Annotated in this window: 18 protein-coding genes, 1 tRNA gene, 2 pseudogenes and 1 CRISPR repeat array; of the genes and pseudogenes, 15 read left to right on the top strand and 6 right to left on the bottom strand. The window is 41.0% G+C overall.

What is annotated here, in order from left to right; all coding sequences use genetic code 11:
• Window positions 1–332: 332 nt before the first annotated feature.
• From FFM57_RS10060 to tnpA, 5 genes and pseudogenes are all read left to right on the top strand, one after another.
• Window positions 333–659, top strand: a complete 327-nt coding sequence (locus tag FFM57_RS10060) for a helix-turn-helix domain-containing protein (RefSeq protein WP_137600156.1) — start codon at window positions 333–335, stop codon at window positions 657–659.
• 271 nt (window positions 660–930) lie between these two features.
• Window positions 931–1521: pseudogene (locus FFM57_RS08830) on the top strand (IS30 family transposase); the annotation flags it as partial.
• A 398-nt stretch (window positions 1522–1919) separates the two neighbouring features.
• Window positions 1920–2675, top strand: a pseudogene (locus FFM57_RS08825) (nucleotidyltransferase domain-containing protein).
• Between the two features lie 497 nt (window positions 2676–3172).
• On the top strand, window positions 3173–4681 hold the full coding sequence (gene glpK, locus FFM57_RS08820; protein ID WP_170999949.1) for a glycerol kinase GlpK: 1509 nt from the start codon (window positions 3173–3175) through the stop codon (window positions 4679–4681).
• A gap of 198 nt (window positions 4682–4879) precedes the next feature.
• Window positions 4880–5353 (top strand): IS200/IS605 family transposase, encoded by a 474-nt coding sequence (tnpA, locus tag FFM57_RS08815; RefSeq protein ID WP_137600153.1) that lies wholly within the window; start codon window positions 4880–4882, stop codon window positions 5351–5353.
• A 175-nt stretch (window positions 5354–5528) separates the two neighbouring features.
• Here the strand turns inward: tnpA and FFM57_RS08810 are convergent, their stop codons facing one another.
• The 5 genes from FFM57_RS08810 to FFM57_RS08790 form a co-directional block, all read right to left on the bottom strand.
• Complete coding sequence (locus FFM57_RS08810; RefSeq protein WP_137600152.1) at window positions 5529–7598, bottom strand: ABC transporter permease; 2070 nt, start codon at window positions 7596–7598, stop codon at window positions 5529–5531.
• Complete coding sequence (locus FFM57_RS08805; RefSeq protein WP_137600151.1) at window positions 7570–8343, bottom strand: ABC transporter ATP-binding protein; 774 nt, start codon at window positions 8341–8343, stop codon at window positions 7570–7572. The genes FFM57_RS08810 and FFM57_RS08805 overlap by 29 nt, the downstream gene beginning before the upstream one ends.
• A 131-nt stretch (window positions 8344–8474) precedes the next feature.
• Entirely contained in the window at window positions 8475–9449 is a 975-nt protein-coding gene (locus FFM57_RS08800; protein WP_137600150.1) for a sensor histidine kinase, read from the bottom strand.
• Entirely contained in the window at window positions 9446–10138 is a 693-nt protein-coding gene (locus FFM57_RS08795) for a response regulator transcription factor (protein ID WP_137600149.1), read from the bottom strand. Before FFM57_RS08795 ends, FFM57_RS08800 begins: the two co-directional genes overlap by 4 nt.
• An 8-nt stretch (window positions 10139–10146) precedes the next feature.
• A complete protein-coding gene (locus FFM57_RS08790) occupies window positions 10147–10548 on the bottom strand; it encodes a GtrA family protein (protein ID WP_137600148.1) in 402 nt (133 codons plus the stop codon).
• A gap of 477 nt (window positions 10549–11025) precedes the next feature.
• Here FFM57_RS08790 and FFM57_RS08785 point away from each other — a divergent pair, with 477 nt between their 5' ends.
• The 7 genes from FFM57_RS08785 to FFM57_RS08755 all read left to right on the top strand — a co-directional run bounded on the left by FFM57_RS08785 (window position 11026) and on the right by FFM57_RS08755 (window position 20348).
• On the top strand, window positions 11026–12588 hold the full coding sequence (locus FFM57_RS08785) for an AbgT family transporter (RefSeq protein ID WP_137600147.1): 1563 nt from the start codon (window positions 11026–11028) through the stop codon (window positions 12586–12588).
• Between the two features lie 147 nt (window positions 12589–12735).
• The gene (uvrC, locus tag FFM57_RS08780) at window positions 12736–14598 is read left to right on the top strand and encodes an excinuclease ABC subunit UvrC (RefSeq protein ID WP_137600146.1); all 1863 of its coding nucleotides are present in this window, start codon (window positions 12736–12738) and stop codon (window positions 14596–14598) included.
• 47 nt (window positions 14599–14645) lie between these two features.
• Complete coding sequence (locus FFM57_RS08775) at window positions 14646–15014, top strand: YccF domain-containing protein (protein WP_137600145.1); 369 nt, start codon at window positions 14646–14648, stop codon at window positions 15012–15014.
• A 268-nt stretch (window positions 15015–15282) separates the two neighbouring features.
• Window positions 15283–15753 (top strand): MarR family winged helix-turn-helix transcriptional regulator, encoded by a 471-nt coding sequence (locus tag FFM57_RS08770; RefSeq protein ID WP_137600144.1) that lies wholly within the window; start codon window positions 15283–15285, stop codon window positions 15751–15753.
• Entirely contained in the window at window positions 15746–17479 is a 1734-nt protein-coding gene (locus FFM57_RS08765; protein ID WP_137600143.1) for an ABC transporter ATP-binding protein, read from the top strand. The genes FFM57_RS08770 and FFM57_RS08765 overlap by 8 nt, the downstream gene beginning before the upstream one ends.
• The gene (locus FFM57_RS08760; protein ID WP_137600142.1) at window positions 17472–19349 is read left to right on the top strand and encodes an ABC transporter ATP-binding protein; all 1878 of its coding nucleotides are present in this window, start codon (window positions 17472–17474) and stop codon (window positions 19347–19349) included. Before FFM57_RS08765 ends, FFM57_RS08760 begins: the two co-directional genes overlap by 8 nt.
• A gap of 138 nt (window positions 19350–19487) precedes the next feature.
• Complete coding sequence (locus tag FFM57_RS08755) at window positions 19488–20348, top strand: ROK family protein (RefSeq protein WP_137600141.1); 861 nt, start codon at window positions 19488–19490, stop codon at window positions 20346–20348.
• Window positions 20349–20438: 90 nt separating this feature from the next.
• On the opposite strand, the gene FFM57_RS08750 is transcribed toward FFM57_RS08755, so the two are convergent.
• A tRNA-Gly gene (locus tag FFM57_RS08750) sits at window positions 20439–20509 on the bottom strand.
• A 177-nt stretch (window positions 20510–20686) separates the two neighbouring features.
• On the opposite strand from FFM57_RS08750, the gene FFM57_RS08745 reads away from it, so the two are divergent.
• The 3 genes from FFM57_RS08745 to FFM57_RS08735 are packed head-to-tail and all read left to right on the top strand — an operon-like array spanning window position 20687 to window position 21732.
• Window positions 20687–20956, top strand: coding sequence for an IreB family regulatory phosphoprotein (locus FFM57_RS08745; protein ID WP_137600140.1), 270 nt, complete (start codon window positions 20687–20689; stop codon window positions 20954–20956).
• Window positions 20953–21381 (top strand): Holliday junction resolvase RuvX, encoded by a 429-nt coding sequence (ruvX, locus tag FFM57_RS08740; protein ID WP_137600139.1) that lies wholly within the window; start codon window positions 20953–20955, stop codon window positions 21379–21381. Before FFM57_RS08745 ends, ruvX begins: the two co-directional genes overlap by 4 nt.
• Before the next feature lie 15 nt (window positions 21382–21396).
• Complete coding sequence (locus FFM57_RS08735; protein ID WP_137600138.1) at window positions 21397–21732, top strand: DUF1292 domain-containing protein; 336 nt, start codon at window positions 21397–21399, stop codon at window positions 21730–21732.
• Window positions 21733–22059: 327 nt separating this feature from the next.
• Window positions 22060–24392: direct repeats of the CRISPR family, unit length 33 nt; unit sequence GTCGCACCTCGCATGAGGTGCGTGGATTGAAAT.
• Window positions 24393–24706: the final 314 nt, after the last annotated feature.

The raw sequence follows: 24706 nt of genomic DNA, 5'->3' as shown, positions 1-24706 counted from the left end.
CTATAAGTATTTGCCATTTTACACAACCCTTTCATAAAGCAGTTTAATAACTCTACGAAAATGTGTCTACTAAATTAGCCTAACACCAGTGCGTGGATTGAAATTTTTTGACTGACACCGTTTGATTTTGCCGTATTTTGTCGCACCTCGTATGAGGTGCGTGGATTGAAATTAGGCTTAAGAGTTTAGAGAGTAGTCGTGATTGGGTCGCACCTCGTATGAGGTGCGTGGATTGAAATCGAACGACGTCGGGAGGTTTTCTTGCGTTCTGGGTCGCACCTCGCATGAGGTGCGTGGATCTTGAATTTACAATTTAAGTGCAACACCTAAAAATGACTCATAACCGATTTCCAACTAGAATATGTTTGTCGAAGAACATTATCAGGAGGAATTCAGTTATGAGCCACTATACACATCTTACCATATTCGAGAGAGCGCGGATCTTTCTACTCCATGAAAAAGGCTATTCTCTCAGAAAGATTGCTTCAGATATCCATCGGAGCCCCGCAACGGTCTCGCGTGAACTAAATAGAAACAGCGAAGAAAAGTACTCACCTTCTCAAGCTAATCGGAAGTACGCAACACGTAGGAAGAATTGTGGACGACGTAAAATTTTAAATAATCCTCGAGTTTGGGCGATTGTTCGCCGATTAATTTAATGGTCCCCAGAAGAAATTTCTAATCGATTAGCTTATGAACAAGCCGATTTTCAGATTAGCTTTGTGACGATTTATCGCGCAATTTACGATGGAACATTTGAACTAAGAGGTTGTGCCAGAAGTGTTTAACTTCAAGAAATAAGACGGGATTTCCTAAATTGCTTTCCAAATTTTTGTGAAATTTCGGCTTATTTCCGAAGGAGTTACTTCTGGGCACACCGTTTATTCGGAATAAGAGCTTGTGATAAGACTTTTGTCACAAGCTCGATTAATTCGCTCCTTACGTCATCGGGGAAAAACGCGTCATTCTAAAGAACATACAGAAACACGCGGAAAAATTCGAATTACCCACACCATTCATGAACGACTTGAAGCAGCTGAAAAGCGTAGTGAAATTGGTCATTGGGAAGCCGATACAGTGGCGGGTAAGACAGGTGGATCTTGCCTAGTAACTCTAACAAATCGAAAATCTCGCTTTCTTCTGGCAGGAAAAGTACAGAAGAAAAAAGCTCAATATGTTTGCGAAATGATGATAGAACTATTGAATACTATCGATAAAGAATGTGTTAAAACAATCACCCCAGACAGAGGTAAAGAGTTCTCAAAGCACTTCGATGTTACAGAATCTTTGGGAGATGTTCCATTTTATTTCCCTGATCCCCACGCCTCTTGGCAACGTGGAACAAACGAGAATACAAACGGGTTGATTAGAGAATATTTGCCCAAAACAAAAGAAATGGACACTGTAGAAAAGTCAACCCTCTATCGAATGATTGAGAAACTCAACAGCCGACCAAGAAAATGTTTAGGTTGGAAAACACCTTACGAAGTCTTTTTCAATAAAGTGTTGCACTTGATTTGACAATTCGCCAGGTTAAAAATTGTAGAGCAAGTTGCAAACTGTCCCGACTAGGCACGATAAGAAACCACCAAATGTTCAAATTTTAAAATGTACCGTGGCTTGCTACTTTATTTTTTATTATTAGTGACAAAAAAATATGTTGCTTTTAGGCGGAGCAATCCGGTTTTTTACATAGATTTAGAGGAGATTATGATATTTGTCCAGTTCGTGGATGAAAAATGACGACTTACAATTGGAGAATCCTGATTATGTTGGCATAACTAATGAGTTGAGTTTAAATGATTACAGAAAAAATATGAGTTAAAAAACTAATAACTAGCAACACTCATCAAATATGATTAACAAAAAAACGTCTCAAGTGAGAAACCTAAACTTTTAATAAAAGAAGAGTTGACGATATGGACAAAATAATAAAAGAGAAAATTAAAGAGATTGAAGAAAGAGAAAATGTTAAAGTTATTCTAGCAGTTGAATCAGGTAGTAGGGCTTAGGGCTTTGACTCGCAAGATAGTGATTATGATGTGAGGTTCATCTATATAAGAGAAAGGGATGAATACTTGAAGTTAGAAGGGATTAGAGATGTCATTGAATGGCAACTTGATGACACGTTAGATATTAACGGTTGGGATATTCAAAAGGCTTTGAAATTATTATATAAATCAAATCCGATACTATTTGAGTGGTGTTCATCTCCAATTATTTATCATGAAACGTCTGAGGCGGACAAATTAAGAGAGTTGTTGCCAACTTACTTTTCAAATAAAAAACTACTTTATCATTACTGGAACATGGCTAAAACTAACTATCATAAGTATTTGAAGGGTGAGAAAGTAAAAGCTAAAAAATATTTTTATGTGTTAAGACCAATTCTAGCGGCTAATTGGGTACTAAAATATAATAGTACTCCACCTATGGAATTTGTGAAGCTAATTAATAATGGGTTGAGAGATGATTTGAAACCAATTGTGTATGATTTGTTAGAGAAGAAGAATGCAATGAATGAATTAGATTTAGTTGATAAAATAGACTTGTTAAATCAATACATCGAGGAAAGTATCGATAACTTAGAAGAACAGGCACAGAATTCACTCGATAAGAATGACAATACATGGGACCCATTGAATGAGTTTTTCTTAAAAGTAATAGCTAAGTAGCTCTACTTGTTGGCAAATGGGAACATGAATTAAAAAATAATTATAAAAGGTAGGTGCATCTAAAATTGGCCTGAAACGTGGTTAACCGGCTCTCTGTCAACTGGTGTTATTACACCTTAAATATCATAGACCCATAAATTTTAGTGAATTTCTAGAAGAATCGGTAGAATGGTTATTTTTTGTTTTATCAGCTATTTCGAGAATTATTGTTAAAATTTATACAAACTTCCTAGTGGTACCTGTGTCGTTGCAAGTTATTACTATGAAGGTTACACTAGCTTCAAAATAAATAGCCTGTCAAGAAGTGTGTTCCTTAGAAATTTGTAGTGAGTTTTTCTTTAAACATTGTAAACGTAAGTAGCGCTGAAAAATCTATCTAGTAGTGAAAAGGTATAAATACACTAACCACAAACTAAGCCTCATTTATAACTACTCACCACTTCCAACTCGTGCTAAACTAAAAGCACATTGTAAAAGGTATGAGGAGGCAACAGAGCGTGGCAAAATATATTATGGCGATTGATCAAGGTACCACTTCATCAAGAGCCCTCATTTTTAATAAAGAAGGACAAGCAGTCGCCAGTGATCAAAAAGAATTTCCGCAATATTTTCCGCAACCTGGTTGGGTAGAGCAAAATCCTGATGAAATTTGGAACTCGGTGCAATCCGTCATTGCCGGTGCTTTAATTAACGGTAATATTCAGCCGACAGAAATTTGTGGCGTGGGGATTACGAATCAACGAGAGACCACGATTATTTGGGATAAAGAAACAGGGCGCCCCATCTATCACGCGATTGTCTGGCAATCGAAGCAAACTAGTGAACTGGCGGAAAAGTTAAAGGCACAAGGTTTAGCTGAAAAAGTACAGCAAAAAACTGGCTTACTGATTGATTCGTATTTTTCAGCGACTAAAATTCGTTGGCTGTTAGATCAAGTGCCTGGTGCCCAAACGCGAGCTGAAAAAGGAGAATTGCTTTTTGGCACGGTGGATACGTGGCTTTTATGGAAGCTAACTGGCGGTAAGGTACACGTTACGGACTACACTAATGCGTCACGGACGATGCTCTTTAACATCTACGATTTAAAATGGGACGAGGAGTTGTTAGAGCTCTTAAACATTCCACAAAGTTTGTTGCCTAGCGTCAAGTCGAATTCAGAAATTTATGGCTACACGCAAGATTATTTATTTTATGGGCAAAAAGTACCGATTGCCGGTATGGCCGGGGATCAACAAGCTGCCTTATTCGGTCAACTAGCCTTTGAAAAAGGTATGGTGAAAAATACGTATGGCACCGGGGCCTTCACGGTCATGAACACAGGCAAAGAAGCGATTCTTTCTAAAAAAGGATTGCTCACCACCATCGCTTATGGTCTGAAAGGCGAAATCAATTACGCCCTTGAAGGCAGTATTTTTGTGGCGGGCTCAGCCATTCAATGGTTGCGGGACGGCTTGCGTCTGTTTAATAGTGCGGCTGACTCTGAGGAATACGCACTACGAGTGGAGGATACGGAAAATGTTTATGTGGTACCGGCCTTCACTGGTCTAGGTGCGCCTTATTGGGATCAAGAAGCACGAGGGGCAGTTTTTGGTTTAACGCGGGGAACGACGAAGGAACATTTTATTCGCGCAACACTAGAAGCTATCGCGTACCAAAGCGCCGATGTCGTTTACACCATGTCAGAAGAGTCCCACACGGCGATTAAATTATTAAAAGTAGACGGCGGTGCCGCCCATAATAATTTTCTCCTGCAATTTCAAGCGGACATTTTACAAACGGAAGTGGAACGGGCAGCTTTTTTAGAAACCACCGCTTTAGGGGCCGCTTACCTCGCCGGACTGGCGGTAGGCTTTTGGCAAGATTTGGAGGAGCTGAAAGCTTTTTGTCAAAAAGGCCAACGCTTTACTCCGCAAATGGCGCCAGCAAAAGCAGAGGATTTATATGCCGGTTGGCAAGCTGCAGTGGCGGCCACCATGGGCTTTAAACATCAACCAAAAAAATTTTAAAATAACTTGAAAGAAACAGCACTCGTTAGAAGTTAGTTAAACTTCAACGCGTGCTGTTTTATTGATATGTTTTGAAAACCACCTGCTATGCGGGTGGTTCTGAGAAGCTTTCAGCGAGGTATTAAAAAATCCTCCTAAAATTGATAAAATGATATTGGTTTCCCGACCGCATCATCATCAAAATTAGGAGGTATCCTCATGAATAAGGATAATGAAAGTTTAGCACATACTAAATGGAGATGTAAGTATCATATTGTGTTTGCACCAAAATATCGAAGACAAATTGTATATGGCAAATACAAAGAAAGTATTGGAAAAATCATTCGTGAATTGTGTGCGAGAAAAGATGTAGAAATATTAGAAGCAAATGCATGTAAAGATCACATCCATTTGTTGGTCAGTATTCCACCAAAACTATCGGTTTCTCAATTTATAGGATATTTGAAAGGGAAAAGTAGTTTGATGATTTTTGATCGTCATGCCAATTTAAAATATCGATATGGGAATAGAAAATTTTGGTGTCGGGGATATTTTGTAGACACGGTAGGAAGAAATAAAGAAACCATCGCTGCATATATTCGTAATCAAATTAAGGAAGACTATTTAGCAGATCAGTTAACGTTATTCGAAGAATTCGATCCATTTACAGGAGATAAGAATCCGAAGAAGTAGAAAGAGATTCTTTTAGAATCAGTGAGTAAAAGAGGTGCGTAAGGGGAACCATTCAGCGGGCCTTTTAGGCCCAGCCGGTAATAGAGGCTTTTAGCCGAAGAACAAACCACCAGTTCGCACTGGTGGTTTTGATTATGTCTTTAGATCGAGGCGAACACATGAAGCGTGGTTTTTCTTATTCTTCCGCCAAAACATCTAATTGTTTTAAGTAACGTTTGCGGGAAATAATAAAAAAGAGGAATTGGAAGGTAAAGTAGGCGCCTACTAAGAGGAAGTACGTCGGCCAAATATTTAGAGCGCCAGCACCTAATTGAATGACGCCCCAAAAGGCGATCGCAAAGTGGAGACAGGCGATGAGTCCTGGTAAGAAATACATAGTTAGCAGTTGTTGAGTCACAAGGTGATGACGCATTTTTTCTGAGACGCCTAATAAATTTAAGGCGCGATGGTAGTGTCCGGCTTCTGTGAGTTGACCAAAGAGACGGAAGGAAAGGATAGTGGCGGCAAAGACGAAGAAAACGGAACCTAGCAAGATGCCCACCATGGCTAATAAACCATTGGCTTGACGGCTTGTTTGCCAAATGGCGTATTTAGAACTGACGTAAAACATTTTGCTAGTATCTGGAAGGCTGTCTTCAGCACTACCGGTATCGGTACTAGTTGTTGACGCTTGATTATGGAAGTTCTCTATCTCTTGGTGTAAAAAGCTTTCAATATCTTGACTTAAAGCAGCGTTGTCTTGCCATTCTTGATATTGGATGATGTACATCGTGAGTGCATTATTGCCCTCTGCTTCAACATGCACAAGTTGCTGATACAATGCATCAGCGACCACGCCTAGGCCCCACACCTCAATATTTAAAAGGGCGGGACATTTTTTTAGACGCACGGTCTGTTCACCCGTTTTTGTTTGCAAAGTGGCATTGGCGGTAAAAAGTTCCGCGCCTTTGGTTTGAATTTCGTTAACCTCGGTCAGACCGTTGGCAAAATAAATAATTTCATCGTCAGCCGGCTGGAGTTGTGGCAAGTCGGTAGTCTGTTGTGCTAATTGATTGTACACGCTAGCTGGCATAAAGGTGCCGCCGCTAGACCAAAATACTTTTTCGCCAGTATTTTGCAGATTTTCTGGGGTAAAAAAACTAGGCAAAGTCAATTTGGTAGCTGTCGCCTCGTAACCGGCTTTTTGAATTTTAGCGATGACTTTTTGCGTAGTATCTTGAAAATATTTTTCGTCAGGATTTTCCCCTGCTGGATGAATCAAGTACGCAAAGCTGGGGGCGTTACTGGTATTTTGATTGTAACGGGCTAAAAGTGTGGTCATGCCAATGCCGACAAAAGCGACACTCATGGTAAGCGCAATTAAGGCAGACATGGTGGCATTTTCCCGCATTTGAAAAATCATTTCGCTGAGATTAAGCAAGGGTACGCCGCCGCGATTTTTGCGCCGTTTTTTCATAAGCTGCAGTACCCAGATACTCCCTTGGCGCAGTAAAAGGAAAGTCCCGATAATCGTTAAGACGACACAGGCTAACAGTAAGAGGAGTTGCAGTTGGTTGTTACCTGGACCTTGGACAAAAAAGTATAGTGCCGTGTAACCACTGAGGAGTACCAATAAGCCAACGATGCTCCAAAATGGGCTAGCTTGCGGGAGAGGTTGGACTTTTTCGCTGCCTTTACTTAAATCCGTTAAACTAGTGGTTTCAATTTTTAAGGTCATAAAAAAGCTAATGAGTAAAAATTGCAGGAAGAAGACGCCAAGAGTTAAGGCGATGGCCGCTGTTGGAAAGTAAAAATTTAAGCCGCCGTTTAAGTGCATCACATTTTCTGTCAGGAGTAAAAGCACTTTCGAAAATAAAATGCCCCCTAAAACCCCAAGGACGGAAGCGGAACAACCGATTAATAAATTTTCACCGCGTAACATTTTACGTAAATCTTTCGGAGACATCCCCACCATCAAATAAATCGCTAAGTCGCGTTTCCGTAGTTTTAAAAAGTTGGCAAAGGAATACCAAAGAAAGATAAAAGAGAGGAGCACGATGACAACTTGGGCAGCTCCCAATCCGAATTTAGCAAGCAGAGAAATCGTGTCACTGTTACTGGGGAGTGCTGTTTGCAGTTGCGGGTGAAAGAAGAGTAAGGCGAAAATGAAAAAAACTAACACAGAAAATAAACTGCTGAAAAAGTAACTGCCGTAAGTGTGTTGATTACGTTTGACGTTATGCCAAATGAGGCTGCGTAAAGTCATGGCGCCGACCTCCCAACTGACTGAGCACCGTCAAAATGTTTTGGTAAAATTCTCGGCGATCGGCTCCTAAGTACAACTCGTTATACAAAAGACCATCTTTAATAAAAATGACGCGCTGGGCGTAGCTGGCAGAAATTGGATCGTGCGTTACCATCAAAATAGTTGCTTGTTTATTTTTATTTTGCTGAGCTAAAAGTTCTAAGACGTCACCGGCGGCTTTCGAATCGAGATTGCCGGTAGGTTCATCAGCTAAAATTAACCTAGGTTCATGAATTAGGGCACGGGCGATGGAGACGCGTTGTGCTTGCCCACCAGATAGTTCATAACTGCGTTTAGCGGCTAACGCGCTTAACCCTAACTCCGTCATTAAGGCGGTGACTTTTTCTTCAGCTGCAGCTAAGTCGTAACGATCTAAGGTTAAGGGAAGCAAAATATTTTCTTTCACGGTTAAGGGCGCTAGTAAGTTGTAATTTTGAAAGACAAAGCCTAGTTCTTGCCGGCGAAAAGCAGCTAATTGTTCTTTCGTATAATTTTGTGGATCGGTGCCGTTTAATAAAAAGTGGCCACTAGTCGGTGCATCAAGGGTCCCTAAGACATTGAGTAAAGTCGTTTTGCCGCTGCCAGATGGTCCCATAATGGCTACGAACTCGCCACTTTCGACAGTGAAATCAATTTTCTTTAAGACTTCGACGGGCACGGAGCCGCCGTAATTTTTCGTTAACTGTTGGACTTGTAAAATAGCCATAGAGTAAACCTCGTTTCTACTTTTTCTTTTAGTGTAGCAGTGGAAGGGAAAAGTTCCTATCGAAGTTTCGGACAGTTTTCTTACACGACTGTAAGAAATAAAAAAACTGCCAGCACCAATAGGGCCAGCAGCTATGTTAATTGAAAAGTGGGAAAAGTTAAGGTAACAGTAGTGCCTTTGCCCACCGTCGAAGTAATGGCAAGTTTCAGGTCTAAACGCTGACAAAGTTGCGCTACCAAATAAAGCCCCATCCCGGTGGCTTGGGCAAATTGGCGCCCATTTGCCCCGGTGTAAAAAGCTTGGGTTACACGCGGCAGATCACGAGCAGGAATGCCACAACCGTGATCGACCATTTGCAACTGGAGCTGTTGGTCTTTGACGCAACTGCTGAGCTCCAAGGTACTTCCGGCCGGACTATACTTCAGACTGTTGTTGATGATTTGTTCCATAATAAAAAAGAGCCACTTCTCATCACTAGTGACGACCAGACCAGTATCGACTTCGATTTTAGGAAAAATTTGGCGGTGAATAAAACTAGTCTTGTGTTGGCTAATTACTTTTTGTAGCAAAGCTTTTAAAGAAACGGCTTTTAAAACAAAATCTTGCTGAAAGTCAGTGGCCCGGACTAAATTTAAAGCGAGATTTAGTCCGTCTTTTAAACGTTGATTCTCCTCCAATAAAGACTGGGGGGCAATCGGTGTATCTTGTGCTAATAAATCAATCACCGTCACGGGTGTTTTCATTTGGTGCACCCAAATATTCATGAAATCGCGATATTGTTGCTGTTGGTCTTTTAATTGTTGGCTGGCTTGGTCTTTTTTTGCCAATTCACTCGTTAAAGCGGTGACGGTGGTCTGAGTTAAAAAGTCGCTGGTTTGCGTTAAATCGTAAAGGGGCACTTCTTGTTGGAAAAAGCGCCAAAGTTTGCGTTGGCGCCAATAGTAGCTACCTGCTAACAGGAGATTTCCCACTAGAAACAGCAAGCCCACATAGACTAGCAATAAAAAGTCGTGAAAGCCCGCCAACCAAATCACCCCTAATAAAACCAGGACAAAAAAGATTTCCCACAATAATAAAGGAAGATAAAAGCTACAAAATTTTTTCATGCTGATTCCTCAAGAAGCAGACGATACCCTAATTTCCGCACCACTTGAATTGTTAAGGGCGCAGCCAGTTCTTGCAATCTTTTTCGCAGGCGGGTGATATTGACTGACAAAGTATTATCGTCTACAAATTGCTCGTCGTCCCATAAACTGAGCAAAATTTCTTCGCGGCTAATCACTTGAGGATACTTACTTAAAAATAATTCTAGTAAATCCCCCTCACGTTTGGTAACGAGAATTTCTTGGCCGTGGCAAGCCACCAATAATTGTTCTGGCTGATAGCTTAAAGGACCGAGCTGCAATTGACGTTCTTTGGCAAAAGCTTGATACTCGCCATATGTCCGGCGCAACAAACCTTTGATTTTGGCTAGCAAAACTTCCGGGGCAAAGGGTTTCGTTAAATAATCGTCGGCACCACTTTCAATTGCTAAAACTTGATCTAATGGATGATCGCGACTAGAAAGAAAAATTAACGGGACTTGGCTCACTTGACGAATTTTTTGGCACCAGTAAAAGCCGTCAAAATAAGGCAGATTAACATCTAAAAGGACTAATTGAAAAGGCTGGGCACAAAAAAGGTCCAGCACGTTTTGAAAATCTTCACAAATTACACCGTGATAATCGTAACGGGTTAAGTGTTGCTGAATTTGTTGAGCGATTTTTAAATCATCTTCCACAATTAAAATATCCATTTGCTCACCTACTTTTTAAAAATAAACAGCTTGCTAAAGAGATAATTGGCCAAGATCACGAGAACTTGCGTACAAGTTTTCGCCCAAAAATCAGTCCATCGAAAAGTGTCGATTAAAACAATCATCAAGCCCATGTCAATGACTAAAGACAAAATCCGGTACCAGTAAAAAAGTAAGAACTCTTTAAAAAATTTTTGCCAGGCTAAGGTATGGCTTTGAAAAACCCAAAATTTATTGGTAAAAAAAGCAAAGAGCACCGAGAAAAACCAAGCGACGCCATTGGCTAGTCGATAGTCCCAATGAAAAGTATCTTTACTAAGAAAATAAACGAGATAATTGACTAGCGTCGTTAACACGCCAAAAAAAAGATAGGCGATGAGTTCGCGATTTTTTTGAATAATTTTCATAATAGCCTCCTAATTCATCCTATTCTAGCATATTTTGTTGGTGTCGAAGTGTCCCCACCATAATTTTTACCAAATATAAAAATTTTAAGGTTCTCCGAAAATCAAATTTATGATGTGAAAGAAAAAAAGTTGTCACAAAATAAAGAAAAATGTTATCAAGATACGGAAACTCGTGTTTTTTAAAACGTGAAAATTTGTTATTTACAGACAATTAAAATCAATAACGTATGAGTTTAAAAGAGTTTTATCATTTTTTAAAAATGTTCTTGATTGTTATAAAAAACATATGCGAAAATAAATTTGTAAAAGACAGCCGACAAAAAATTGTCAGCCAGTTTTGCACCACCAGTTAACTTTTTTTACAAAACAAACACAAGGCAGGTGGAAGAGAAGTTCGGAGAGAAAAAGTTGCTGAGGGCGAGTTGTTGAAATTGTAAGCGGTTTTTTCCGCGCAGATGATGAAAGGAAGTGTTTTAGAAAATGTTAGCGAAGACTAAAGAGAAAAAAGCCACCGGTAGTCTACTGGATAAGATGCTGAACACAGTAGAAAGTATCGGGAACAAAGTACCACACCCATCCATTATTTTCTTATTGTTAATTGGTTTTGTTGTTGTTTTGTCTCAGATTTTTGGCATGTTAGGTGCGACCGCTACTTATGAAGTGATTAACTCCGAGACGCTTTTAGCTGAAGAAGTTACGGTTGGTGTAACTAGCTTATTAAGTGTTGAAGGAATTCGTTTCATGCTGACTTCCACTGTTGGGAACCTGATGAGCTTCAATGCTTTAGGGGTAACTTTAGTAGCCATGGTAGGGGTTGGTTTCTGTGAAGAAATCGGTTTAATCTCTGTTTTAATCCACAAGTTAGTTAAAGTTGTACCAGCTTCCATGATTACTGGGATTTTAGTTTTACTTGGGGTAATGTCCAGTATTGCTTCTGATGCAGGTTACCTCGTGTTGATTCCTTTAGGGGCAGCTGTATTTTATAAAATGGGTCGTCACCCAATCGCTGGTTTATCCGCAGCTTTTGCTGGGGTATCCGCTGGTTTTGGGGTCAACCTATTCATCACGCCAATTGATGGGATGTTAACGGAAATTTTAAATGATGGCATGAAAACCGTTAACCCAGCTTACACTATCGACTTAATGGCTAACTTCTACTTCTCTATTGCTTCTACTATTTTAATTACGATTGTTTGTACGCTAGTCAATGAAAAATTAATTGAGCCGCGTTTAGGGAAATACGAAAGCCAAGAAGATTTATTCCCTGAAGAAACAGACAATGAAGTTGAGAAAAAAGGCTTACGCTATGCCTTAATCGCTTTAATCGCAGTTGTAGGGGTAATCTGCTTAATTACCTTACCAAACGGCGCGCCTTTACGTCACCCAGAAACCAACCAAATTATTGGCTCGACACCATTTATGGATAGCTTAATGACCTTAGTGATGATCATGTTCTTAATCCCATCCATCGCTTATGGTGTGGGTGTAGGGAAAGTGAAGAGCTCGTTAGATGTTGTCCAACCAATCATCAAAGTGTTTGGTAACTTATCTGGTTTGATTTTCTTACTCTTAATCATCAGCCAATTCGTTGCTTTCTTCAATTTTACAAACTTAGGAACCGTCTTAGCGGTAAATGCTGCTGATATCATTCGGGACATGAACATGAGTCCATTAGCTTTATTACTTTGCTGCTTACTCTTGTTCGCACTCTTAGATTTCATTTTAGTTGGGGCAATTCCAAAATTTGCCATCTTAACACCAATCTTCATTCCACTTCTTTATCAATTAGGCTTATCCCCAGCAGGCGTGTTAGCCGCTTACCGGGTAGCTGATTCACCAATCAACATCATTACACCTTTGATGCCTTACTTCGCCTTAATCGTAACGTTTGCGGCTAAGTATCAAAAGAAAACTGGGGTGGGTTCCATCGTTGCCTTGATGTTACCACACTCTGTTGCCGTAATGATCACTTGGGTCATCTTATTCGTGGCCTTCTACGTCTTCAATATTCCATTGGGTCCAGGCGTAGGTTTCCACTTATAAAATAGTAACACCTGCCACTGACTGCAGTTGGCTTGTCTTAGACAAGTCGGCTGCAGTCTTTTTTACGTTTTTCTTATAAACCTCGCAGCGGCAAAAAGTTCGGGATAGTGCTATAATTATTTGACAAAAATTTTTAGGGTGAAAATGATGAATCAGACAATCAAAAATAAATTGGCACTTTTGCCGGATCAACCCGGCTGTTACTTAATGAAGGATAAAAATGGCACGATTATTTACGTGGGGAAAGCGAAAATTTTAAAAAATCGCGTCCGCTCGTATTTTACTGGTAGCCACAATACGAAAACGGAGCGCTTAGTCTCAGAAATTGTCGATTTTGAATATATCGTCACGGAATCTAATATTGAAGCGTTGCTTTTGGAAATTAATTTAATTCATAAAAATGATCCGAAATACAACATCATGTTGAAAGACGACAAGAGCTATCCGTTTATCAAAATTACTAATGAAAAATATCCCCGTTTGATGATTACACGAAAAGTTTTGAAGGATAAAGCGACGTACTTTGGACCTTATCCCGACGTGGGGGCCGCCAATGAAACGAAAAAAATCTTGGATCGCCTGTTTCCTTTACGGAAATGTAGTAACAAAAAAGAGCCTTGCTTGTATTATCATTTAGGACAATGTTTGTGTCCTTATGTTTTCCATACGGACCCGCAAGTCTTTAAAACAATGGTGGAAGAAATTAAAGGGTTTTTCAATGGTAATTATGTCCAGTTAGAAAAAACCTTAGAGGAAAAAATGCAGTTGGCCGCCGAAAATTTAGAATTTGAAAAAGCGGCGGAATTGCGGGATCAAATTAAATCCATTGAAACGGTGATGACGCGGCAAAAGATGACCAACGCCGATTTAATTGATCGCGATGTTTTTGGTTATGGGGTGGACAAAGGTTGGATGTGCGTGCAAGTCTTTTTCGTGCGGCAAGGAAAATTAATTCAGCGGGACGTTTCCATGTTTCCTTTTTATAATGATGCGGAAGAGGATTTCTTAACTTTTCTCGGCCAGTTTTACCAAAACAATCAACATATTATTCCTAAAGAGGTATTGGTACCTAACGACATTGAGTTAGCCAGTGCGGAAGCTTTGCTGCAAACCAAAGTTTTACAACCACAACGGGGCCAGAAAAAGCAATTGGTGGAACTGGCCAATAAAAATGCCCATGTGGCTTTAGGGGAAAAATTTGCTTTGATTGACCGTAAAGAAGACCGGACGATTGGTGCGGTGGAACGTTTAGGAGATGCTATGCAAATTCCAACACCAACGCGGATTGAAGCTTTCGATAACTCCAATATTATGGGGACTAGTCCAGTAGCAGCGATGGTGGTTTTTATCGACGGCAAACCTTACAAAAATGAATACCGCAAATATAAAATTAAAACCGTCAAAGGTCCCGATGATTATGCATCGATGCGGGAAGTAATTTATCGCCGCTACTCGCGGGTGATGAAGGAAAATTTGCCGGTGCCGGATTTAATTTTAATTGATGGGGGCAAAGGGCAAGTAGATGCGGCCCAAGAAGTGTTAATTAATCAATTAGGCTTAGATATTCCGGTTGCCGGGTTAGCCAAAAATGATCAGCATAAAACGAGCGAGTTACTTTTTGGTCCCGAGTTGGCCGTTGTACCTTTAAAACGTAACTCTACTGAATTTTTCTTATTACAACGCATTCAAGATGAAGTCCATCGTTTTGCCATTACCTTTCACCGGCAAGTGCGGAGCAAAAATACCTTTGCTTCGGTGTTAGATGACATTGAAGGCTTAGGACCGAAACGCAAAAAATTCTTATTGAAAGAATTTAAGTCTTTAAAGAAAATGAAAGAAGCCAGTCTCGAGGAGTTAACCATCGGCGGCATTCCGCAAAAGGTGGCACTCAATGTTTATCAAACGTTACACCCAGAAGAAAAGGCAACTGGCGAGACAGCGGATCAAGAAGCAAAGGCGATGGAAAAAAATTCCACTGTCGTAGCTGAAGATGCAGCAACCAAGGCATAAGGGTGAAAGCTGCAAAAAAAATTTAGGATAAAAGGAGTTTACAAGGGATGGGTTGTGTAGGAAATATTATTTGGATGCTTTTTGGGGGCATCGCTGGTTGGCTTGGTTGGATGCTTGCTGGTATTTTGTGGAGTATCACGATTATTGGTATTCCCATTGGCAAACAATGTTTTAAATTAGCGAGTATGAGCTTGGCCCCTTTTGGTAAAGACATAGTGTATGAGCCTACTAACTACAGTATTATTTGGAATTTGTTGTGGTTGATTTTCTCCGGCTTTTGGCTAGCTGTGGGGCATTTATTCAGTGCACTTCTTTTATGTATTACAATCATTGGCATTCCTTTTGCGCAACAGTCTTTAAAATTAGCGCGTTTGTCCCTGATGCCTTTTGGTGCCCGTGTCGTAAAGTATCGTTAGATCTTTAATAAAAGTACAGTTCAGTGTTTTCAAAAGAAAACAAGGGGCTGTACTTTTTTTGTTGGGAAAAATAAAGACGACAGACTGCTGACCAATAAAAAATTTTAATTTTTACGAATTTTTTTCTTGAAAACTTTTCAGAAAATGCGTAAACTATAATAGTTACTAAAGATAATAATCTTAGGTTACTATTTAGTCTAACGACAGACTTTAAATTGAAAATTTTAGCTACTAGCTAAAAAAACATGAGAGAAAGGAGCACGGATTCATGGATAGTAAATTATCGGAAGATTATATTGATGCCTGTATTTTAGCGAAAAAAACATTATCGTTTTTGCCTGAACCGCCGAGGGAGTTGCAGCGTCGTCATTTTCATATTTTACGAATTTTTCACGCCGTTGAAGCCGAAAAGGGCGAAGTGAAAGTTTCTGATATCGCTAGAAAAATTGGCATGACCTTACCTAGTATCGCTAAAAATGTTGCGGAGTTGGAAAACTTAGGCTATTTAAAAAAAGTAGCGAATCCTGATGATAAACGCATCGTCAATTTGGAAATGACTCCCAAAGGTCGGCAACTATATCAAAAAAATGTGGTGTTCTATCACCAACACAACGCCGAGATTTTACAAGGAATCTCTGATGAAGAGATTAAAAGCAGCATCGCTACGATTCGGCAAGTTTATCAATTAATGAACGCCGAGTATGGCACCGGCAACAAGGAGGACAACAAAGATGTATAAAACACTAGCCAAATCTATTCGCCAGTACAAAAAGCCTGCATTTCTCACCATGCTGGTTTTAGCACTAGAAGTACTGATGGAAATGATGATTCCCTTTTTAATGGCTAAAATCTTAGATAAAGGGTTTATGATGCAAGATACGCATTATATTTTAATGCTGGGAGCGGTGATGTTTGTCATTGCTATGCTCTCCATGCTTTTTGGCGTGCTAGGAGGGAAATTTTCTTCAGACGCTTCAGCAGGCTTTGCTGGTAATTTGCGGCAAGATATTTTCGAAAATATTCAAAGCTTCTCTTTTGAAAATATCGATCGCTTCCAAACCTCAAGTTTGATTACCCGTTTGACAACGGATATTACCAACATTCAATTTGCTTACCAAATGGTAATGAAAACTATCGTGCGGGCCCCCTTTATGATTATTTTTGCCTTCACGATGGCCGCTTATACGAATTTACGCTTAGCCTTGAATATTTTATTTATCATTCCTGTCTTAGGAGTAGTTTTAATTGGTATCGTCTATAAAGTGCATCCATACTTTATTAAAGTTTTCCGGAAGTATGACCGCTTGAACCAAACCGTTCAAGAAAATATCAACGGTGTGCGGGTGGTAAAATCTTTTGTGCGGGAAGAAAAAGAAACGGAAAAATTTAAAGAAGCTACCGCCGATATTAAAAAGCTTTTTATGAAAGCTGAAAAAATTACCGCTTTAAACAGTCCTATTATGCAAATCGCCATTTACACCTCGTTACTTTTAGTGTATTGGTTCGGGGCGAAATTTGTCGTTGCTGGCGATATGACCGCTGGGCAATTAACTAGTTTCATTACCTACATGATGCAAATTCTGGGAAGCTTAATGATGATTTCCATGATTTTTGTGATGATTGTCGTTTCTGAAGCTTCCGTGGAACGGGTGGCCGAAGTTTTAAATGAAAAATCAACTTTAACTTCACCAGCTAACGCAGTAGAAACCATTGAAAATGGCGCCATTGAATTTCGCAATGTGGCCTTTAAATACAATGATTTGGCTGAAGAAGCCAGTTTAACAAATATTAATTTAAAAATTAATTCCGGCGAAACCATTGGGATTATCGGGGGCACGGGTTCTGGGAAAAGTTCGCTGATTCAGTTAATTCCGCGCCTTTACGATGCAACCCAAGGAGAAATCTTAGTTGCTGGGCGCAACGTGAAAGAATATGATCTCGTTACCTTGCGGGACCAAATTGCCATGGTGCTGCAAAAAAATACTTTATTCTCCGGCACGATTGCGGAAAATTTACGGTGGGGCGATGAAGATGCCTCAATCGAAGAAGTACGGCGCATGGCTAAATTAGCGCAAGCTGATGATTTCGTCGAAGCTTTCCCTGAGCAGTATGATACTGTCTTAGATCAAGGGGGCACCAACGTTTCTGGTGGTCAAAAACAACGCTTAACGATTGCCCGCGCTTTATTGAAACATCCGAAAATTTTAATTTTAGATGACTCCACTAGTGCGGTGGATACTAAGACGGATGCCTTAATTCGGCGAGCCTTTTTAGAAGAGATTCCGGCGACGACTAAAATTATCGTGGCCCAACGAATTTCTTCTATTCAAGATGCAGATCGCATTATCGTATTAGATGAGGGCAAAGTCAACGGTGTAGGTACCCATGATGAATTGCTCCGCACCAACGAAATTTACCGGGAAGTTTATGAATCCCAAGTGAAAGGAGGCAGCATCAGTGAGTAAACCTAAAACGATTGCCAAACCTAACGTACCTGTTAGTCAAATTATTAAACGGATTGCCGGTTACGCGACAAAAAAATACCGCTGGCGCTTAATTGTGGTCTTCTTCAGTATTATTTTGAGTGCCGCCACTAATGCTATTGGGATTAGTTTTACCAAGCGTTTAATTGATGACTTCATTGAACCGCTACAAAAGCAAAGTAACCCAGACTTCTCCCATTTAGGGCGCGTCATTTTACTGATGGGCTGTATGTATTTGATGGGGGCTGGCTTCACTTATGTTTACAACCGGACGATGGTGACGGTCTCCCAAGGAATTTTAAAAGATATTCGAGATGAAATGTTTACCCATATGTCTACGTTGCCGGTTCGTTACTACGATAGTCACGCCACTGGCGATATTATGAGTCACTATACTAATGATATCGATACTTTGCGGCAAATGATTAGTCAATCTATTCCGCAAATGATTGCTTCCACCACGACAATTTTAGCGATTATTGTGGCGATGGTGGTCATTGATGTGCCCATGACGATTTTTGTTTTATGTATGGTTCTCTTGATGGCCGGGGTTATTCGCAACTTAGGCGGCAAGAGTGGTCGGTACTTCCGTATCCAACAAAATGCTTTAGGGGCAGTTAATGGTTACGTGGAAGAAATGATGGAAGGGCAAAAAGTGGTGAAAGTCTTCAACCATGAAGATGAATCCATTGCCGGCTTTACGAAGCTAAATCGTGAGCTACAAGATAGCTCCACCAAAGCTAATACGTATGCCAACATTATGATGCCGATTATGGGGAATATTGGGAACTTAACATACTTGTTAACCGCCGTGGTAGGTTCGATTTTCTCCATCACCGGTGTTACTGCATTGACGTTGGGGGCTATTGCTTCTTTCGTGCAGTTTACGAAAAGTATTACCCAACCCGTAGCTCAAATCTCCCAACAATTTAACGCCATCATCTTGTCTCTAGCCGGTGCGCAACGGATTTTCAACTTGTTAGACGAAAAGCCGGAAGAAGACGCAGGGACGGCCACCTTAGTCAATGTCCATCAAGCAGCTGATGGAACGTTAACGGAAACACCGCAACGGACGGGACAATGGGCCTTTAAAAAAGCCGATGGAACGTTGGTTCTTTTAACTGGCGATGTTCGTTTCAAAGATGTTACTTTTGCCTATAATCCCAATAAAGTTATCTTGCACGATATTTCTTTATTTGCTAAACCAGGCCAAAAGATTGCCTTTGTGGGCGCGACAGGTGCCGGGAAGACCACGATTACCAACTTGATTAATCGTTTCTATGATATTCAAGAAGGACAAATTACCTATGACGGCATCGACATTAAAGACATTAAAAAAGATGACTTACGCCGCTCCTTAGGGATTGTTTTACAAGACACCCATTTGTTTACCGGGACGATTAAAGAAAATATTCGCTACGGTAATTTAAGTGCGACAGATGAAGAAGTCTACGCCGCCGCTAAATTAGTCAACGCGGACTACTTTATTCGCCAATTGCCGCAAGGTTATGACACGGAATTAACTGGCGATGGTGGTTCACTTTCCCAAGGACAACGCCAATTGTTAGCCATTGCGCGAGCCGCGGTAGCTGATCCGCCAGTTTTAATTTTGGATGAAGCAACCTCTAGTATTGATACTCGGACGGAAGCTATCGTGCAAGCAGGAATGGATTCTTTAATGAAGGGCCGAACCGTCTTTGTGATTGCCCACCGTTTATCTACCGTGCGTAATTCTGATGCAATTATGGTCTTAGAACAAGGCCGCATCATTGAACGAGGGGACCACGATGATTTAATCCGCCAAAAAGGCGAGTATTATCAATTGTACACAGGAGCGTTTGAACTTTCATAAAAATAAAAAGGCAGCGCCTGTTCGTCAAAACTTTCTTAGGAAAAGAAGACGAGGGGGCGCTGTTTTTTTTATGTAGCATTTTTTCACGAAGACGTGCTACCATAAGGACAATGAAGAGAGGCAGAAAGAAGGAAGCTTATGTTATACGGGGGAATTGAAGCTGGGGGCACCAAATTTATTTGTGCGGTCGCTAATGAAAATTTTAAAATAATTGCCAAGGGAAGCATCGCCACAGGAGAACCGCAAGAAACTTTAGCGGCGGTCTACCGTTTCTTTGATCAGTACACCTTGTCGTCGCTGGGAGTTGCCTCCTTTGGCCCCATTGGTATTCAACCTGGCACCGAAGATTACGGCTATATTTTACAAACACCAAAAAAAGCCTGGCAAAATTTCAATTTGCTGGGGGCTATACAAACGCGCTATGCCGTACCGACGGCTTGGACCACTGATGTTAACGCAGCGGCCTATGGCGAATTAAAATTGGGCGCAGCAAAAGGTGCGGATAGTTGCCTTTATTTAACCATCGGTACTGGTATCGGAGGTGGGCTAGTTTTAAACGGCAAAATTTATTCAGGCTTCACGCATCCGGAGATGGGACACTTGTTTTTAAAGCGCCACCCGCAAGACGATTATCAAGGCAGCTGCCCATATCACCATGACTGTTTTGAAGGCTTAGCAGCTGGGCCGTCCCTAGAAGCTCGCACCGGCATTAAAGGACAAGATTTACCTGAGGACCATCCTGTCTGGGAGCTGCAGGCTTTTTACATAGCCCAAGCACTAATAAGTTATACGTTAATGGTGGCTCCCACAAAAATTATTTTAGGTGGCGGGGTGATGAACCAAGAACATCTATTAAAAAAAATTCAGTGCTCCTTCAAAGTGCAGCTCCAGGACTATGTTGTTACTCCACCGTTAGCTGAGTACATTGTGAAGTGGGGCTTACCTAACGAAAGTGGCATTTACGGCAGCTTGTTGTTGGGAAAAGAAGCAATAGTTTAGAAGAAAATAAAAGTTTGTGGTACTTTTGTGGAATATAAAAAATAAGAGCCAGAAAACCTTGATAATAAAGGCTTTCTGACTCTAGCTTTAAGCGGGTGACGAGAATCGAACTCGCGACGTGAGCTTGGGAAGCTCATGTTTTACCACTAAACTACACCCGCAACACAATTTGTATTATACAACGAAGGCTTTAGTTTTCGCAAGGGAAACTTTACGGGTAATTCATGATTTTTTTGAGAAAATAACAAAGAAATCCCTAATAATGATGAAATTCATTTGAGGTTTTCAGCGTCTTTTAGTATGATAGGTATGTGAAAAAAGAATTGAGGTGAAGATGGATGGGCTTTACGGATGAAACGGTCCGCTTTGATCTTGACGATAACAAAAAACAAGAAATTAGCGAGACTTTGAAGATTGTTTACAACGCTTTAGAAGAAAAAGGCTACAATCCAATCGTACAAATCGTCGGCTATCTTTTATCTGGGGACCCTGCCTATATTCCTCGCTATCGTGACGCACGGAATTTAATTCGTCGTCATGAAAGAGATGAAGTGATGGTGGAACTCGTTAAGACTTATCTCAGTGACCAAGGAATTAACGTCAAATGAGGATAATGGGTTTAGATGTTGGCTCCAAAACGGTGGGTGTTGCGGTTTCTGATCCTTTTGGCTGGACAGCACAAGGTTTGGAAATTGTGCGCATCAATGAAGATGCTGGCGAGTTTGGCTATGAACGGGTAGCCACTTTGGCTGATGAGTACCAAGTAGAACTTTTTGTAGTAGGCTTACCAAAGAACATGAACAACACCATCGGACCACGGGCAGAAGCTTCCATGGCTTATGGCAATTCTTTACAAGAGCGCACTGGTATCCACGTCATTTATCAAGATGAACGTTTAACAACAGTGCAAGCAGAAAAAATGCTCATTAATGAAGCGAATGTTTCCCGAGCAAAACGCAAAAAAGTGATAGACAAGTTGGCGGCGGTAGTAATTTTACAAAATTATCTCGATAGTCATCAACAACAACTATAGAAAAGAGGCAGACTTATGGCAAATGAACACGAACATCATCACGACCATGACCACGATCATCATGATCACGACCACGAACATGAATACATTACTTTAGTAGACGACGAAGGTAACGAATCTTTATACGAAATTCTTTTGACTGTTGATGGTCAAGAAGAATTCGGCAAAAATTACGTTCTCGTTTATCCAAGTGGTGTGCCTGAAGATGAAGAGGTCGAATTGCAAGCTTACGCGTACACTGAAAACGAAGATGGCTCTGAAGGCGCTTTGGAAGAAATTACCACTGACGCTGAATGGGACATGATTGAAGAAGTCTTCAATACGTTTATGTCCGACGAAGACGCAGAATAATTTTAAAAATAAAGCTGAACTTTCATTGGTGGAAGTTCGGCTTTTTTGATAAGACATGAGTACCTTCACGAAAAAAATGTTGTCCCATTGTGGGCACAAACTACCGACGATTGCAAAAAGTTAAGAAAGATAAACGTTAAGCTATATGCTAAAAGTTATATTTTTTTGACGGTGCGAATATGTGGTGGACAGCTATTTTCTAATAGATTCGCACTAAATTTTAAAGGATTAGCAGGTATTTTTATTGTAAAAATTAGCGCTTTATTAAATGTGTCCCATATTTACTATTTTTTTTGTGAAATCAGCGAATTTTGTCTAGATTTCACGGTCGCACCTCGCATGAGGTGCGTGGATTGAAATTTAGATGGAAATTATAAAAATGACGAACGTAAAGACGTCGCACCTCGCATGAGGTGCGTGGATTGAAATTGTGTCACCACCCATTGATTGCAAGAGTGATGCGGTCGCACCTCGCATGAGGTGCGTGGATTGAAATCATTTCAGCCACTCCAACACGACCTGCTGATCGTGGTCGCACCTCGCATGAGGTGCGTGGATTGAAATAAGCACTGTCACCTCAATTTCTGTCCGTGGGTTGGTCGCACCTCGCATGAGGTGCGTGGATTGAAATTGAAAACAATAAAATTAATTTGACAGATACAATCTGTCGCACCTCGCATGAGGTGCGTGGATTGAAATTCGGATGTCATGACCAATGAATGCTTCCAATTGCTGTCGCACCTCGCATGAGGTGCGTGGATTGAAATAGCTTCTTCCCGCTTGCAAGCCCGCCATAAACACCGTCGCACCTCGCATGAGGTGCGTGGATTGAAATTTCTGATGATGATATTAAAAAATTAACTGAAGCTGTCGCACCTCGCATGAGGTGCGTGGATTGAAATTTAGAGCCACAAGGATTTATCTCTTGTTGTGTATAGGTCGCACCTCGCATGAGGTGCGTGGATTGAAATATCTTGCGTAGATAAAGCATCACGTTTCAAGCGTAGTCGCACCTCGCATGAGGTGCGTGGATTGAAATAGAAAAATCCTAAAGTGTATGAAATTTTAGCAAAGTCGCACCTCGCATGAGGTGCGTGGATTGAAATATGACTATTTACCATTAGATTGTGCATACGATACGTCGCACCTCGCATGAGGTGCGTGGATTGAAATAAATACTTTAGACAATCTAATCATGTCTGCGAAAGTCGCACCTCGCATGAGGTGCGTGGATTGAAATCAAGCATTCAAACTCTAGCGATTTATCCATTGCCCGTCGCACCTCGCATGAGGTGCGTGGATTGAAATTGAATCTTTGATAAATAACCCCCCACCTGGACTTGTCGCACCTCGCATGAGGTGCGTGGATTGAAATTTGTAGGAGGTGATAATAAATGGAGTTAAAAGACGTCGCACCTCGCATGAGGTGCGTGGATTGAAATACTGTAATCATTCATGGCTATTCACCATTAAGTTGTCGCACCTCGCATGAGGTGCGTGGATTGAAATAAAGTAGGCGACAAATTAGACCGTGAGCTTGAGTGTCGCACCTCGCATGAGGTGCGTGGATTGAAATTTCTCGGGTGGGGGGGATATTTTATAAAACGCATCGTCGCACCTCGCATGAGGTGCGTGGATTGAAATGCCGACACAATCCCAATGTAGCCATTATCCGCAGTCGCACCTCGCATGAGGTGCGTGGATTGAAATGGGGTCAATAAACCAATCCTCGAAAGGAAGATTGGTGTCGCACCTCGCATGAGGTGCGTGGATTGAAATCACACGCCATTTTTATCCTTTTTCGGCTCGGCCAGTCGCACCTCGCATGAGGTGCGTGGATTGAAATATACTATTTAGCCGAAACAGAAACACAACTCATTTGAGGTCGCACCTCGCATGAGGTGCGTGGATTGAAATTTTACTGGTTATTTTGACAGCTTTAAAACGTCATGTCGCACCTCGCATGAGGTGCGTGGATTGAAATTCAAATTTTTAAGATTGACACTGTCAATAAATTTGTCGCACCTCGCATGAGGTGCGTGGATTGAAATAAGATTAACAGCGAAACCAATGAGTGAAGAAATTGCGTCGCACCTCGCATGAGGTGCGTGGATTGAAATAAACTTGAGCTTGTCAAATTTTTCCCGTAGTTTTGCGTCGCACCTCGCATGAGGTGCGTGGATTGAAATGCTATTAACAAAAAACTCCAGATTGCCATTAGCGGTCGCACCTCGCATGAGGTGCGTGGATTGAAATCCAAGGACAATCGTCAACCGCAGCGACTGCGTTGTCGCACCTCGCATGAGGTGCGTGGATTGAAATAGAAAAAGAAGAAGCTAAAAACTGTCAAACCAAATTGTCGCACCTCGCATGAGGTGCGTGGATTGAAATCATGGGGGATGAACTAATGGCTAACGAATTAACTACGTCGCACCTCGCATGAGGTGCGTGGATTGAAATCGCAACCACTAAACAAAAAGAAAGGAGAAAAATGTCGCACCTCGCATGAGGTGCGTGGATTGAAATATAACTGCATGGACTGTCTCGTGTCCTATGACTCGTCGCACCTCGTATGAGGTGCGTGGATTGAAATTCCCCCGGCAACTCTTTTACAAGCGTCCCATCAGGTCGCACCTCGTATGAGGTGCGTGGATTGAAATCAAAGTCTTTGTGATGGGCAAGTTATTGAAAGAAATTTTTGTTACGCTTTAGCATGGGTAGGGGCATCTGAATTAAAGCTAGATACTAATGTTCAACAGTGACTCACTCTATTCGATTACTCCTTATATTAGGTACAGACAATCTCCCGCTATATTCAAGGTTGGCTCGCTAACAAAGTAATTTAAATGTAATCCATCTGAAATTGTCAGAAGTGCAAAATTTGTACTTCTTTTTTTAAGTCAAGTCCATAATCCTGTGTAAAAGTTTTGATACAATGCTGACTCTGAAATAGATGGTGAGCTTGTAATAGTTG

It is taken from the genome of Enterococcus nangangensis, from assembly GCF_005405245.1.
Taxonomy (GTDB): Bacteria; Bacillota; Bacilli; order Lactobacillales; family Enterococcaceae; genus Enterococcus_J; species Enterococcus_J nangangensis.
This window is presented reverse-complemented; position numbering and strand designations above follow the sequence as displayed.

Coding starts and splice junctions, on each gene's coding strand:
- FFM57_RS08785 (WP_137600147.1), top strand. CDS start 11,026: ATGTTAGCGAAGACTAAAGAGAAAAAAGCCACCGGTAGTCTACTGGAT.
- FFM57_RS08735 (WP_137600138.1), top strand. CDS start 21,397: ATGGCAAATGAACACGAACATCATCACGACCATGACCACGATCATCAT.
- FFM57_RS08810 (WP_137600152.1), bottom strand. CDS start 7,598: ATGACTTTACGCAGCCTCATTTGGCATAACGTCAAACGTAATCAACAC.
- FFM57_RS08775 (WP_137600145.1), top strand. CDS start 14,646: ATGGGTTGTGTAGGAAATATTATTTGGATGCTTTTTGGGGGCATCGCT.
- FFM57_RS08800 (WP_137600150.1), bottom strand. CDS start 9,449: ATGAAAAAATTTTGTAGCTTTTATCTTCCTTTATTATTGTGGGAAATC.
- tnpA (WP_137600153.1), top strand. CDS start 4,880: ATGAATAAGGATAATGAAAGTTTAGCACATACTAAATGGAGATGTAAG.
- uvrC (WP_137600146.1), top strand. CDS start 12,736: ATGAATCAGACAATCAAAAATAAATTGGCACTTTTGCCGGATCAACCC.
- FFM57_RS08770 (WP_137600144.1), top strand. CDS start 15,283: ATGGATAGTAAATTATCGGAAGATTATATTGATGCCTGTATTTTAGCG.
- FFM57_RS08795 (WP_137600149.1), bottom strand. CDS start 10,138: ATGGATATTTTAATTGTGGAAGATGATTTAAAAATCGCTCAACAAATT.
- FFM57_RS08745 (WP_137600140.1), top strand. CDS start 20,687: ATGGGCTTTACGGATGAAACGGTCCGCTTTGATCTTGACGATAACAAA.
- FFM57_RS08765 (WP_137600143.1), top strand. CDS start 15,746: ATGTATAAAACACTAGCCAAATCTATTCGCCAGTACAAAAAGCCTGCA.
- FFM57_RS08805 (WP_137600151.1), bottom strand. CDS start 8,343: ATGGCTATTTTACAAGTCCAACAGTTAACGAAAAATTACGGCGGCTCC.
- FFM57_RS10060 (WP_137600156.1), top strand. CDS start 333: ATGACTCATAACCGATTTCCAACTAGAATATGTTTGTCGAAGAACATT.
- FFM57_RS08755 (WP_137600141.1), top strand. CDS start 19,488: ATGTTATACGGGGGAATTGAAGCTGGGGGCACCAAATTTATTTGTGCG.
- ruvX (WP_137600139.1), top strand. CDS start 20,953: ATGAGGATAATGGGTTTAGATGTTGGCTCCAAAACGGTGGGTGTTGCG.